The sequence below is a fragment of the Ignatzschineria sp. LJL83 genome, from assembly GCF_054871845.1.
Window position 1 is genome coordinate 329,262 of the sequence record NZ_JBTXLY010000001.1, and the last position, 13,262, is coordinate 342,523.

Annotated in this window: 12 protein-coding genes; 10 read left to right on the forward strand and 2 right to left on the reverse strand. The window is 38.7% G+C overall.

Going from position 1 to position 13,262, the window contains the following annotated elements:
- Positions 1-152 precede the first annotated feature (152 nt).
- Positions 153-1,484 (reverse strand): MFS transporter, encoded by a 1,332-nt coding sequence (locus ACYSN2_RS01380; RefSeq protein ID WP_461748456.1) that lies wholly within the window; start codon positions 1,482-1,484, stop codon positions 153-155.
- A gap of 690 nt (positions 1,485-2,174) precedes the next feature.
- Here ACYSN2_RS01380 and ACYSN2_RS01385 point away from each other — a divergent pair.
- The 3 genes from ACYSN2_RS01385 (at position 2,175) to uriT (ending at position 6,127) form a co-directional block, all read left to right on the forward strand.
- Complete coding sequence (locus ACYSN2_RS01385) at positions 2,175-3,371, forward strand: MFS transporter (protein WP_461748457.1); 1,197 nt, start codon at positions 2,175-2,177, stop codon at positions 3,369-3,371.
- 355 nt (positions 3,372-3,726) lie between these two features.
- A complete protein-coding gene (gene uriH / locus ACYSN2_RS01390; RefSeq protein ID WP_461748458.1) occupies positions 3,727-4,683 on the forward strand; it encodes a uridine-preferring nucleoside hydrolase UriH in 957 nt (318 codons plus the stop codon).
- Positions 4,670-6,127 carry a uridine transporter UriT gene (gene uriT, locus ACYSN2_RS01395; protein WP_461748459.1) on the forward strand — a complete coding sequence of 486 codons (1,458 nt, stop codon included), beginning with the start codon at positions 4,670-4,672 and terminating at the stop codon, positions 6,125-6,127. Before uriH ends, uriT begins: the two co-directional genes overlap by 14 nt.
- 146 nt (positions 6,128-6,273) lie before the next feature.
- Here the strand turns inward: uriT and ACYSN2_RS01400 are convergent, their stop codons facing one another.
- Positions 6,274-6,705 carry a DUF4870 family protein gene (locus ACYSN2_RS01400; RefSeq protein ID WP_461748460.1) on the reverse strand — a complete coding sequence of 144 codons (432 nt, stop codon included), beginning with the start codon at positions 6,703-6,705 and terminating at the stop codon, positions 6,274-6,276.
- Between the two features lie 402 nt (positions 6,706-7,107).
- On the opposite strand from ACYSN2_RS01400, the gene ACYSN2_RS01405 reads away from it, so the two are divergent.
- The 7 genes from ACYSN2_RS01405 (at position 7,108) to phnH (ending at position 13,258) form a co-directional block, all read left to right on the forward strand.
- A complete protein-coding gene (locus ACYSN2_RS01405) occupies positions 7,108-7,593 on the forward strand; it encodes an L-2-amino-thiazoline-4-carboxylic acid hydrolase (RefSeq protein WP_461748461.1) in 486 nt (161 codons plus the stop codon).
- Positions 7,594-7,847: 254 nt separating this feature from the next.
- Positions 7,848-8,744 (forward strand): hypothetical protein, encoded by an 897-nt coding sequence (locus ACYSN2_RS01410; protein ID WP_461748462.1) that lies wholly within the window; start codon positions 7,848-7,850, stop codon positions 8,742-8,744.
- A gap of 663 nt (positions 8,745-9,407) precedes the next feature.
- Positions 9,408-10,214 (forward strand): phosphonate ABC transporter ATP-binding protein, encoded by an 807-nt coding sequence (gene phnC / locus ACYSN2_RS01415; protein WP_461748463.1) that lies wholly within the window; start codon positions 9,408-9,410, stop codon positions 10,212-10,214.
- Positions 10,215-10,313: 99 nt separating this feature from the next.
- A complete protein-coding gene (gene phnD / locus ACYSN2_RS01420) occupies positions 10,314-11,210 on the forward strand; it encodes a phosphonate ABC transporter substrate-binding protein (RefSeq protein WP_461748464.1) in 897 nt (298 codons plus the stop codon).
- 46 nt (positions 11,211-11,256) lie between these two features.
- Positions 11,257-12,039 (forward strand): phosphonate ABC transporter, permease protein PhnE, encoded by a 783-nt coding sequence (gene phnE, locus ACYSN2_RS01425; protein ID WP_461748465.1) that lies wholly within the window; start codon positions 11,257-11,259, stop codon positions 12,037-12,039.
- A 166-nt stretch (positions 12,040-12,205) separates the two neighbouring features.
- The gene (gene phnG / locus ACYSN2_RS01430) at positions 12,206-12,676 is read left to right on the forward strand and encodes a phosphonate C-P lyase system protein PhnG (protein ID WP_461748466.1); all 471 of its coding nucleotides are present in this window, start codon (positions 12,206-12,208) and stop codon (positions 12,674-12,676) included.
- Positions 12,677-13,258 (forward strand): phosphonate C-P lyase system protein PhnH, encoded by a 582-nt coding sequence (phnH, locus tag ACYSN2_RS01435; protein ID WP_461748467.1) that lies wholly within the window; start codon positions 12,677-12,679, stop codon positions 13,256-13,258.
- The last annotated feature ends 4 nt before the right edge of the window (positions 13,259-13,262 follow it).

Here is a 13,262-nt window from a genome sequence, read left to right on the forward strand (position 1 = left end):
GGAAAATAAACCAAAAATTTTGACTCATTTTCCGATTGTTTTCCTATCAATTTCGTTATAAAACATCCTATAAAAAAGCTCTCTTAAATTCATAAGAGAGCTTTTTTTATGAGTGAAAATTACTAGATATCTATTGATATTATTGTGATTGATTAACTCATCATATTGACATTTTTCGTCTCTTTTACAAAGTAGACTGCTAAGAAACTCATGACTGCAACGGCTGCTAAATAGTAACCGACGTAGTAGATTCCTTGTTCAAAGCCCATAAAGTAGGTAATCGCAAAAGGAGGAAGAGATCCCCCTAAAATGCCACCTAAGTTATAGGTCATAGATGCGCCTGTATAACGAATATTTGTCGGGAAAATTTCCGGTAAAAATGCTCCCATTGGCGCAAAGTTAAAGCCCATCGCAAATAGACCAAATGAGAGGTATGCTGTTGTCACAATAGGATTAGTGCTTAATACGGAAGCGCCAAATAAAATGCCGGCAGCAATGATAATAAAATAGCTCACAAGAAGAATCGGTCTTCTACCATAGCGATCAGATAATACTGCTGAAATTGGCGAAGCAATTGCCATAAAGACAATCGCAATAGAGAGCATGGTTAAATACTCCGTTCGTGTATATAGCGCGATGGTTGTTGTTCCAAATTGTAAAGAGAATACGGTAATAATAAAAAAGAGCGTATAGCAAGCAACCATGCTTAGTGAACCTAAAACGAGCATTTTTGAATGGTTTTTACACATCTCTACAAAAGGAACACTCACTCTTTCATCATTTTTTTCAAGTTTTTGGAATGCCGGGCTTTCAAAGATACTCATGCGCACGTAAAGACCAATCATCACTAGGACAGAACTAAGAATAAAAGGAATTCTCCATCCCCAACTATTCACGGCATCCGGTGTTAATGTCTGCTCAATCACGATGAAAATACCACAAGAAGCAATAAAACCAACAGGAGGACCTAATTGTGGGAACATTCCAAATAGTGCGCGCTTTCCTTTAGGTGCATTTTCTGTTGCTAAGAGGGCTGCGCCTCCCCATTCTCCTCCCAGTCCTAATCCTTGTCCGAAACGGAAAATACAGAGCATGATCGGTGCGAAAAATCCGATGGATTCAAAGGTCGGAAGAAACCCAATCAGTGTCGTACTGACTCCCATAATTAAGAGAGAGGCTACTAAGGTGACTTTTCTCCCGATTCGATCCCCAAAATGTCCAAAGACAGCAGAACCAATGGGTCTAGCAATAAACGCTACACCAAATGTTAGGAATGAGAGTAGGGATTGCGCTTCAGGGCTCGATGTCGGAAAAAATAGAGGTCCAATAAATAGAGCTGTGGCTAAGCCGAAAATATAGAAATCATAAAATTCTACGGCTGTTCCAATAAAACTTGCAAAAGCGACGCGTGTATAAGAATTTTTTTGGGTAATGGGGGGTGAGGTTTCTGTACGCTCACTAATAGAGGTCGCCGTTGTTGTCATACAATGCCTTTTAGGAAATTATTAAATAACATTTATCAAATATGAAATGTTTAAAAAGAATTAAAAATTAATAAAATCTATTGGCGTAGACAGCAGGATGTGGCTCGAATACGTTGGTAATCTTTTGGATTTAAAAACCAATAGCAATTTAGATATACCACACTCATTTCTGAAAGCAAGACACCATCAAAATGTTAAAAATGATTTTGGAGAATGTATGTGTATTATCAGAATGAATTTTAAATATAAATTAGACAATATATTTGGGAATTCACGAGGAGATAAGAGATAGAATCCTCTGTCTGTGATGATTGGTGATATTAATGAGTTATGTTTAAAAACAGTTTGGTAATTTTTAGTAAATAAAAATAAATAGACTTTTTGCAGAATCCTGTTTACATTCACATGGTCAGCGTATGTAATTATTAAAGATTATAAAAAACATAAAAGTACGCAGATACATTGGAGGCGTTGATGCAATATCATAAGTTGCATCAACAAAGAGATCTATTATTGTGGTCATTTACTGTTGTATTCAGAATAACAGTAAAGTTTATATATAAGTTTATATCCATTTATATACATGAAGTTAGATGTATAAGTGTATTAACGTGAATGAACGAGACTTATGAAATCATCAATAATAAATCTCTTTATAAAAAGAATGATAAAAATGAGAGGATATGGAATATGAGTCAGAGAATTTCTCAGCGCTCTTTAGTGCTGTCTGCTTTTGCGTCAGCTTATGGAGTGGGATTATTAACGCTATTAATGTTGCCATTTTTAATGGGCGCAATGATGGATGGTTTGGGATTAAGCGAAGGGACAACGGGCTTAATCTTATCGGTTGAATTTACCCTTGCAATGGTGTCATCACTGTTAATCGCGCCTTATATTAATCGCATTCCTAGAAAAACAATTGCGATTGCCGGAACATTAATGGCAATTATCGCTAATATTGTATCGGCATATGTGATGGATGTAGCGCTTTTAATATCTATTCGTGCGTTTGCAGGATTTGGTGCTGGTTTAGCACTTGCTGCCGGAAACTCTGTGATTGCTTCAGCCAATGATCCAGATAAAACAGCAGGGCAAGTGAATGTTCTATTTGTGGTATTAATGATTGCCGTAATGCTTGGTTTTGGTTTCATTGCCGATAATTTTGGTTTGAAAGGAACGTATTTCGGAGTTGCCGCAACCTATGCCGTAATGCTGATCATGATTGTAAGATTGCCACAATACGTAAATGTTGAAGCGGATGATAATCCTAATGAGAATACGTCAAAAGGTGGCCGAAAAAATATCCGTCTGATTGGATTAGTATCAATCGGCATGATGATGACGATGTTCTTATTCTCAATGAGAGATACGATGGGTTGGGCTTTTGTGGAGCAAATAGGCGTTAACTTAGGATATACCACATCAGAAATGGGCATGATTTTGGCGCTCCAAGCATTTATCGCACTGATTGGACCGCTGATTGTGGCAAAAGTTGGGAATAAATTTGGAATTACGATTCCGGTATTAATCGGAATCATTGGTCATGGTTGTATCACTTTAGGTTATCTCATGGCTTCAGAATCAAAATTCTTCTATACAGCAATCGTTCTGATGAATGCTACCGCTTACTTCTACGCATTAGCATACTTAACGGGATTAGCGGCTTCTTTAGATAAAGAAGGACGCGTCGTTGCGGCAACAGGGAGCTTTATTGCATTGGGGATTGCAGTAGGACCGGCATTTGCAGGGCATCTCATTGATCTTGGCGGTTATGGTTTAGCAGGATGGTCGATCATTGTGATTGTGATATTAACTGTGATTGCTGCGATTCCACCCCTTAAAGCGGCAAGAGCAATGGAGCGTGCCGAAGGTGATAAGCATTTATAAATAGCGATAAGTTTATTCAGAGTTTCATTGAAGTATCATTCTTTCAATGTGAACACGATATTAAAAAGCTTTTCTATCATGATATAGAAAGGCTTTTTTCATGCTTTATCGTAAAAAGATATTTGGAAGTATTGAATTAGGGTAATGGAATGGAAAAACGGCAGGAAAGTAGGAACTAGATACTATTTAGGGAAGTATTTAAAAAACTTTAAAAAATTTAATATATTGTTTACAAATTATTGTTATGATCAATTTTATAGCAATGTACATGTTACTGCTTGTTCTGAATATGCTTATTTCTGTTTTTCTATTGTTCTATTGATAAATAATAAGTGAAAGCTTAAAGGGGTAAATGATGGTTAAGAAAATTATTTTAGATTGTGATCCAGGACATGATGATGCGATTGCATTATTGCTTGCTCATGGAAATCCTAATATTGAATTATTAGCTGTTACCACGGTTGTGGGAAATCAAACCTTAGAAAAAGTGACGAGAAATGCCTTAGGACTTGCGAAAGTTGCCAATATTGTCGGCGTGCCATTTGCCGAAGGTTGCGCACGACCTTTAGTTCGTAATGTAGAAACTGCTCCTGATGTTCACGGCGAAACAGGGTTAGATGGTCCTAAGCTTCCAAAATCGACGTTAGAATTAGATCCTAGGCATGCCGTGGATTTAATCATTGAAACGATTATGAGCCATCCACCGCAAACAGTCACATTAGTGCCGACCGGCGGTTTAACGAATATTGCAATGGCAGTTCGCAAAGAGCCTAAAATTGCCGAAAGAGTGAAAGAAGTGGTGCTCATGGGCGGGGGTTATCATGTAGGAAATTGGAGTGCAGTTGCCGAATTTAATATTAAAATTGATCCGGAAGCGGCGCATATTGTCTTTAATGAAAAATGGCCTTTAACGATGGTGGGTTTAGATTTAACGCATCAAGCTTTAGCAACACCGGATGTTGTGCAACGCATTCGTCAAATAGGCACGAAACCAGCAAAATTTGTAACAGAGTTATTAGAGCACTTTGGAATTTTGTATGAAAAAGCACAAGGTTTCCAATATCCGCCAGTTCACGATCCTTGCGCCGTTGCGTATGTGATCGATCCTGCGGTAATGACAACGCAAAAAGTGCCGGTGGATATTGAATTAACCGGAACGTTAACTTTGGGAATGACGGTTGCAGATTTTAGAATGCTACCAGAACCTGATTGCCATACGCAGGTTGCAGTAAAGCTGAATCATGCCTATTTCTGGGATCTCATTGTAGAAGCCTTAGAGAATATAGGAGAAGTGAATTATGACGAAGAGTGATCATTTTATTTCTCAAGGGCACGTTCATGAATTAACCGATTCTCTTGCAGAAAATGGGCAGAATAAGAGCGTTGTGCCATTAATGGTGGCGCTGTTAATGGCATGTATGGCTTTTCAGCTCAATGCATCGATGTTGAATCCTGTGCTTGTGACGATTGCCAATAGTTTAGGAAGCAGTGAAGCGACCATTGGATTATCCCAAACAGCATTCTTTATGTCGGCAGCACTTTTTTCGATATTTATTCCAAGACTCAGTGATATTGTGGGTCGCCGGAAAATCCTCTTTATCCTGATTTTAGTGACAACCATTGGGGGCGTTTTAGCGGCAATTACGCCCAATATTGAGCTCTATTTTATTTCTCGGATTATCCAAGGATTTTCAGGTCCTGTGGTTCCGCTCTGTCTTTTAATGCTTCATGCGGAAGTGAAAGATCCGAAACGTTATGGAATATTAATGGGGATTATTACGGCAGTGAATGGCGGGATTGCCGGCATTGATGCTTTTTTAGGGGGATATATTGCAACAAACTTTGGTTTTAGACCGGTATTTTGGCTAATTGCCGGCGTGGGTTTAATCACGCTTCCTTTTATCTTAAAAGGTGTGAAAGAAACAGCGCCGTCGAAAGGTCAAAGAATGGATTGGATCGGCGTTCTCTTTTTAGTCGTCACATTGGCAGGGTTTTTAGTCGCCTTTAATGAAGCAGGAAAAGTAGAATCTGCCAATTGGTATATTGTCATCGCTTCTATTATTGCCGGTATTATCTCTTTTCTGGTATTTATCCAAATTGAAAAGAGTGTGAAAGAGCCTTTAGTCACAGTGCATCACCTTAAACAACGTTCTACTTGGGGATTGCTATTAACCACTGTTTTAACAATGACAGGAATTTTTGCCATTGTGAATGGTTTGGTGGTTTCCTTTGCTCAAAATAGTGAAATTGGCTTTGGTTTTACGGCAAATAAAACGGCGATCTATCTGCTTGCGCCTTATGCACTGATCGGTTGGTTAGTAGGGCCTTTTATGGGGAAATTTGCGCCGACGATTGGTTATAACCGCATTCTGCGTTTAGGGCTTATCGGCAGTATTATCGGGATATTCATCTTGATGATGTTTGGGCTAAATTCCTTAACCATCCTCATTATCGGAACGCTATTTATCGGCATTACGTATGCAGGAACCGCAAATATTATGCTCAATGGTTTAGGCGTTGTCTTATCTCCTTCTGATAACCCGGGTTTTTTACCGGGAATGAATGCCGCCGCATTTCATTTAGGCGCAGGTTTAAGCTTTGCTCTGTTGCCGGCGGTGTTAGTGCTTAGTAGCAATGCTTTCGAAGGTTATGGTAATGGCATGTTGGTGGGACTAATCATTACAGTAATGGCGTTTCTTGCTTCATTCTTGATTCCAAATCCTATGAATGCCGAAGTAGGGTCTGCAAAATCCTAAATTCATTGCTTAAGACATAAAACAGATAATAAAAAATAGGTAATAAAAACAGGTAATAAAAAACGAGATTCTTTTATAAGGATCTCGTTTTTATGGATGATATATTGATATGTAAAATCAATGTGATATATCAAGTATGGCTTGTTTTATGCCATCGGTTTACCATCTTTAAAGCGAATAAAACCTTTAATCCCTCGATATACTGACCAGATAAATACGAAGAAAAAGACAAAAATTCCGATAAAAATAAACATTAAAATGAATGCAACAATGGATAATCCTAAAGACCACCAGCATGTACGAATAATGTAGTTAAGATGACTGTAATAAATTGTATCTTTGACATCATTTCGGCGCACATAAGCGTAAATAATAGCGGCAAACCAAAGAAAACCCGTAAAGAAGCTCAAACCATACAAGATATAAACGATGAGGGTATCTTCATATCCAACAGGTTTACCATTATTGGTAGTGAGGATATTTCCCTGATTTCCTTGATTCCCCTGATTCTCAGGGTGATTATGTTTTTTATGTTCGTGATGATCATTATGATGATCGTGTTGATTATTATGGCTCATATTAAATACTTCGACTTTGTGAAAGATAAATAGGGCTAAATGAGTAAGACTCAAAAATAGTAGATAGAATTTTACCGACTAATAATATTTAGTACATGGATTTTACGATTATTTAAGACAAGGTAATCATATAATGTCTAATATTTAATCCATAAGAACATCCGCAAATAGCTATTAGCAGCTATTTGCGCATGGATATATGTAGTTTTTTTCTTTTTATAAAAGTGGTTTCTTTTATAAATCATTCCTCTAGGATTTGTAGCTTGATTAATTCCGTGTGTTTCTATAAGTTAAAATAACCAAATCATCACAAAACATATATATATAGTTTTAAAGAGTTTAACTTATAGCAAATAATGATGAGTTTTTTATATCAGTTGTAATCTGAATGGAGGAAGAAAGATGGCAGGGAATGAAGCAGATGTAGAATTAGGAATGTTACAGCAGAGAAGAATTGAAGCGGAGATTATTAAGCCAATTTATGATGTTTTAGTGCGAGATTTTGGTTTAGAGAAAGCGCGAGAAGTGATTAAAGAAGCGATTGGGCAAGCGGCGATTGATGCCGGCAAAGAGTTCGCGAAGAAAGAAGATCAAAAGACAACCATTGAGAGCTTTGCGGCATTACAATATCTATGGGATAAGGGCAATGCGCTAGAAAGAGAGATTATTTCTAAAGATACGGATCATTATGATTTTAATGTCATCAAATGCAAATATGCTGAGATGTACCATGAAGTTGGACTAGGCGAGATCGGATTTTTGCTCTCTCGTAATCGAGATGAGAAATTTATCGAAGGCTATGCACCACATATTGAATTAACAAGACCGCATACCATTATGAACGGCGATGGATTTTGTGACTTTTGCTATAAGGTAAAAGAGCGTTAAAGATCAATGTTGTAGATATTATCATGAATGGATTTCCGAGATAGCTGTCAGGTTCAGGCGATTTTAATCGTTACAGGGGAATATTTAATAGTATGATCATGACTCATTATTCATAAATAGAAAGGGTTTTAGGATTGGGATTTTGTGAAATCTCATGGGAACCCATTTTGTGAAGATGTTTTGAGAATATATTTCAGTGATTGATCGCTCTTTGAGCTTTCATTTCCCCTTGCGATTTCCATAGGAAAACCGGTATGAATGCCATGTTCGAGATTATTACATCGTATGATCATCTTCTCATCTCTGAGTTTATGATCACTTTAGGAATGCTACTTGCACCGACTTTTGTGTCGATCATCGCCGGATTTTTAATGGCGCTTGTGCTTCATACCGTCAAAAGTTTAAATGGTTTTCTGAATTTTGTAACATTACCCATACGCATGATGATGTTTGTCGTTGCGGGTTCTCCGGCGATTGTGTTGGCAGTGCTTTTAATGCCATTTGTGATGTCAGAATTTGCGACGAAGGTGGATGATGAAGTGGCAAAACCGATCTTAATGATTTGGGGAACCTGTTATTTTGCATCACTTTTATTTAGAAGTTTTAGCGAAGATGGGAATCAAGATGGTTTAGCATTTAAAATTGTTCGAAACCTTCGTACCTTAATGATTGGAATGATCTCTGTCAGCGCTGTTTTGGGCATGCTTGGCATGGGCGGATTAGGTTTCATCATTTTGAAATTTGGGTTTTTTGAAGGGAATTATGCATTTGCGTTAGTCGTTGCTCTCATGTACGCATTGATGATTTTAGCCGTAGAATTTGTGACATCTTCGATTTTAAAAATTCTAGCAGATAAGCAAAAAATAGAGATAGAGCACACTGTCACGAAATATCAGCAGATGTATGCCGCAGAAGCCGCTTCACGAGAAGAAAGAGCAATGCCGGAAGAATTAAAGAGAAAGCCCGTAACCGCAGGCATTCCAAAACCACAAGCGAATAGGCCACCTACAAGAGTATCTACAAGACCTTCGACAAGACCCGCTTCGACATCCTCCACACAAAATAGCACTCGAAAAATGTCTCCTGAAGAATCAGAAGCTCAAAAGAAATCATCTGAAAAAGGGATTAATTCCTTAATTCGAAAAGGTTAGAAGAGAATACAGGGAATGAACTCATAGTCTTTCTTCATCAAAAAATCCAATACTTTAAAATGCCGGAAATCCTCAGTTTTCGGCATTTTTTGTGCCGGCACTATTAAAGATGAAATCATGTTTGTAGTTGTAGTTGTAGTTGTAGTTGTAGTTGTAGTTGTAGTTGTAGTTGTAATTGCCTTGGTTTGAAAAACAAAAAGGATCTATTTGGCTAGCACAACTTCTTTAGAAGAAGGAAAATCTTTGAATTTATGATGACTTAGATGTTTTTTATCATCATGTTGTTTCAATCATCTCAAAAGGATCAATACTGCTGGAGTGCGATCTTTAGAAGCATGTAAGCATTCGAATCTGTGACGAATTTAGTATTTTTTATCATCATGTCGTTTCAATCATCTCAAAAGGATCAATACTGCTGGCGCATGATCTTTAGAAGCATGCAAGCATTCGAACCAGCGATGAATCAGCCTCTATTGGATAATGGAATTTTCTCAAATCAATCACAAATCAATCACAAATCGATTTATGACATTTTGTCATAAATGTTTTCTCTAATATGCTTTATTCAGTATTTAGTAAATAATTTTTAAATTATTTTTTGGTCATTAAAGTGTCATATTTGCATTTCATAATACTTTCATCCTAAAAAGGGGGGACGAAAAGATGAATGCAATTAAGATTGACTCACTCAACAAGTTTTTTGGTAAAAAGCAGGTGCTTTTTGATATTGAATTAGATATTCCTCAAGGGCAAATGACGGCGCTTTTAGGACCATCTGGTTCTGGTAAATCCACGTTACTTCGTCACATCAATGCCTTGACGGCGGCTTCTACCGGCAATATCGAGATTTTTGGTAAAACGATTCAAGATCATGGTCACATTGTGAAATCCGCTCGATCGCATCGCTCGAATATCGGTTTTATCTTCCAACAGTTTAATTTAGTGACAAGACTTTCCGTGCTCGATAATGTCTTAATCGGCAATTTATCACGCGTGCCATTATGGAGAAGCGTTTGTAAATTCTTCACGAAAGAAGAGAAAGAAAAAGCGCTCGCTTGCCTTGAAAGAGTGGGTTTAAAAGATCATGCATTTCAGCGCGCATCAACGCTTTCCGGCGGTCAGCAACAACGAGTTGCTATTGCGAAAGTATTAATGCAAGAAGCCGATATTATTTTGGCAGATGAACCCATTGCATCCCTCGATCCTGAATCGGCGCGTTCTGTGATGCAAGCGCTTAGAGATATTAATGAGAAAGATGGCAAAACCGTCATCGTGACGCTTCATCAGGTCGATTATGCGCGTCAATATTGTCAGCATGTTGCGGCATTAAAAGCTGGTCATGTTCGTTATTACGGCGAAATGGATAGATTAAGTGATTCATTTTTAGATAATTTATATGCATCCAACCCTCAAAAAACAGAGAGAAGCCTCGTTCCTTGCGCTTCTATGCTCGATCTTCAATTAAGTTAATTTCACATTTCAAAACTGTTTAAAGTTTTTTCAAAGTTGAAATTTCAACGTTTTTACAAAGTGTTTTTTACATCCATTCAAAATTCAAAAGGTGAAAATATGATTCGCTCAATGGTTAAAAGTATCTGTAAAATTTCTGCAGTATCCCTTGCGGTAGCAAGCCTTGTGACTTTCAGTCAGGCGGAAGAGGGCGTTTTAAACTTCGGGATTATTAGTACAGAATCATCTCAAAATCTCAGAAATAACTGGCAGCCACTTCTCGATGATATGAGTGAAGAGCTCGGCGTTGAAGTAAAACCTTTCTTCGCAAGTGATTATGCCGGCGTGATTCAAGGCATGCGCTTTGGCAAAGTGGATATTGCATGGTACGGCAATAAATCTGCGATGGAAGCAGTAGATCGTGCATCAGGAGAAGTCTTTGCGCAAGTTGTTTATGATGATGGCACAACAGGTTACAAGAGCTATCTCATCACGCATAAAGATAATGACCACATTAATACGGTAGAAGATGTGCTTGCGCAAGCTGGCGATTTAACCTTTGGTAATGGCGATCCTAACTCAACATCAGGCTATTTAGTGCCGGCATATTACGTATTTGGCGTGAATGATGTGGATGCGAATAAGATCTTCAAAAGAACTTTAAACGCCAATCATGAAAGTAACTTCATGGCTACGGCGAATAAGCATGTAGATGTAGCAACATTTAATAGTAATAACTGGGATCAGTTAGTGACGAAAAACTCTCCTCTCATTGAGAAAGTAAAAGTAGTGTGGGAATCGCCGGAAATCTCGTCAGACCCATTAGTATGGCGCACGGATTTACCTGAAGATTTGCGTAATAATATCAAGGATTTCTTTATTACTTACGGTGAAAATGATGCCGATGAAAAGGTGGTTTTAAAAAATCTGAGTTGGTCTAAATTTAGAGAATCTAACAATGATCAGCTCATTCCAACAAGAGAGCTTGAGAAGTTTAAAGCTTCGAGAAGCCAGTAAGACAATAATCGAATCAGCAATTTAAGGATAATGGGTAAACAATCAGATGATACTTGCAGAAAAAGCTCCTAGCATTTACAAAAAATGGTTTAACTGGTTAATCGTTGTGGGAATCTTCATGATCCTTGCGATTTCATGGCATGGCGGTGAAATGGCACCTTGGAAACTTGTGAAAGATTCCGGCAATATGTGGGTCATGGCTAAGGAGTTTTTTCCGCCTGATTTTACCCATTGGCGCCTCTATTTAGATGAAATCTTAGTCACGCTTTATATTGCGATTTGGGGAACATTACTCGGGATTGTGTTCGCCATTCCGCTCGGATTACTCTGCGCGTCTAACATTGCACCCACGTGGGTTCAGCAAATTGTCAGACGATTAATGGATGCGCTTCGCTCCATTAATGAGATGGTATTTGCCATGATCTTCGTAGCAGCGGTGGGCTTAGGACCATTCCCGGGGATATTAGCGCTCTTTCTTCACACAACAGGTTCCCTTGCCAAGCTCTTTGCAGAAGCTGTAGAAGCCATTGATGAAGGACCGGTTGAAGGCGTAAGATCCACAGGATCAAGCAAGTTACAAGAGATTTTATATGGCGTAATCCCGCAAGTTTTACCGCTCTGGATCTCTTATGCGCTGTATCGATTTGAATCAAATGTGCGCTCGGCAACGGTTGTGGGAATGGTAGGCGCCGGCGGAATTGGGGTGCTACTTTGGGAAAGTATCCGCGGATTTAGCTTCCCGCAAACAACGGCAATTTTGCTCCTTATTATTGTGACCGTTTCGCTCATCGATGTGTTCTCACAATACTTACGTAAGAAGTTTATTTAGTTTCGATGCGTGATCAGGTTTCCGTTTCAGTCAGTTTCCAACAGTTTCAGCAAACCTTCACAACCTTATATCTGTAACATTTATATGTAACATCCGTATTTATCCCTATTTTATATAACCTTAACTTTCTCAATCAATGATTGAGTCAAAATGGAAGAAAAAATTCATGGAAGAGAGACAATCTTCGCCTCGCAATGAGCGTGAAGTCGATCAAAAAAGGCAATCTTGGTTATCGGTTTTAACACAACAATCTCAAGCACTTCTTCAATATGAAACGCTTTTAAAAGCATATAGTTATGATCTCCTTCGAGCGCCGGAAATCGGCATGGCGATGGTCAAAGGCAAGACTTCGGGAGAAGGGCAAGTCTTTAATGTCGGAGAAGTAACGGTCACAAGAAGCGCCGTTCGTCTGCAGAGCGGAGAAATTGGCTTTGGCTATCTCATCGGCAGAGATAAAAAAGCATCGGAATTAATCGCATTAGCAGATGCTTATTTACAAAGTGATCAAGCCGAAATTTGGCAAGAACAGCTATTAGAGCCACTGGAAACAGCGCTCATTGCTCAAAAAGAAGCATTAGCGAAAAAGGTACAAACCACGAAAGTAGACTTCTTTACCTTGGTGCGAGGAGAAGATTAAATGATCCATTATATTAAAGGCTTTTCAGCGCCGATTCATGATTCTCAGCAGACATTTCGCCAAGCTTTACTTGCAATGAGTGAGCCTGGGAAATGGCAAGAAGTATCTCCCGTTGAACCCATCGAAGCGCTCAATATTGGCACAGTTTCCCTGATTTTATCCCTCTTAGATGCCGATACCACGTTGTGGCTTCCAGGGCATTGGCAAATGCCGGAAGTGAAAGCAAATCTCACCTTTCATTCCGGTTGTAAAGTAATCTCCGATCAGTCGATTGCGAACTTTGCGGTGTATTCTTTAGATCAGTTTTTAGCAGAAGAAATGCTCCAATTTCCGCAAGGGGATGATCGATATCCTGATCAATCGACGACGATCATCATTCAATTGCCGGAAGATAGTGAAACCTTTACCAGCCATTGGCAAGGTCCCGGCATTCAAAATGAGCGAATCTGTCAATTACCGATTCCTGAAGCCTTCTGGCAAAAAAGAGAGACGTTAATTGCTTTTCCTTGCGGGATTGATTTTATCTTCACGCAAAATGATCAGATTTTAGCCATTCCACGCACGACAAAAATAGCACGATAAGAGG

Coding starts and splice junctions, on each gene's coding strand:
- uriT (WP_461748459.1), top strand. CDS start 4,670: ATGACGAAGAGTGATCATTTTATTTCTCAAGGGCACGTTCATGAATTA.
- ACYSN2_RS01400 (WP_461748460.1), bottom strand. CDS start 6,705: ATGAGCCATAATAATCAACACGATCATCATAATGATCATCACGAACAT.
- ACYSN2_RS01385 (WP_461748457.1), top strand. CDS start 2,175: ATGAGTCAGAGAATTTCTCAGCGCTCTTTAGTGCTGTCTGCTTTTGCG.
- phnE (WP_461748465.1), top strand. CDS start 11,257: ATGATACTTGCAGAAAAAGCTCCTAGCATTTACAAAAAATGGTTTAAC.
- ACYSN2_RS01405 (WP_461748461.1), top strand. CDS start 7,108: ATGGCAGGGAATGAAGCAGATGTAGAATTAGGAATGTTACAGCAGAGA.
- ACYSN2_RS01380 (WP_461748456.1), bottom strand. CDS start 1,484: ATGACAACAACGGCGACCTCTATTAGTGAGCGTACAGAAACCTCACCC.
- phnD (WP_461748464.1), top strand. CDS start 10,314: ATGATTCGCTCAATGGTTAAAAGTATCTGTAAAATTTCTGCAGTATCC.
- ACYSN2_RS01410 (WP_461748462.1), top strand. CDS start 7,848: ATGAATGCCATGTTCGAGATTATTACATCGTATGATCATCTTCTCATC.
- phnC (WP_461748463.1), top strand. CDS start 9,408: ATGAATGCAATTAAGATTGACTCACTCAACAAGTTTTTTGGTAAAAAG.
- uriH (WP_461748458.1), top strand. CDS start 3,727: ATGGTTAAGAAAATTATTTTAGATTGTGATCCAGGACATGATGATGCG.
- phnH (WP_461748467.1), top strand. CDS start 12,677: ATGATCCATTATATTAAAGGCTTTTCAGCGCCGATTCATGATTCTCAG.
- phnG (WP_461748466.1), top strand. CDS start 12,206: ATGGAAGAGAGACAATCTTCGCCTCGCAATGAGCGTGAAGTCGATCAA.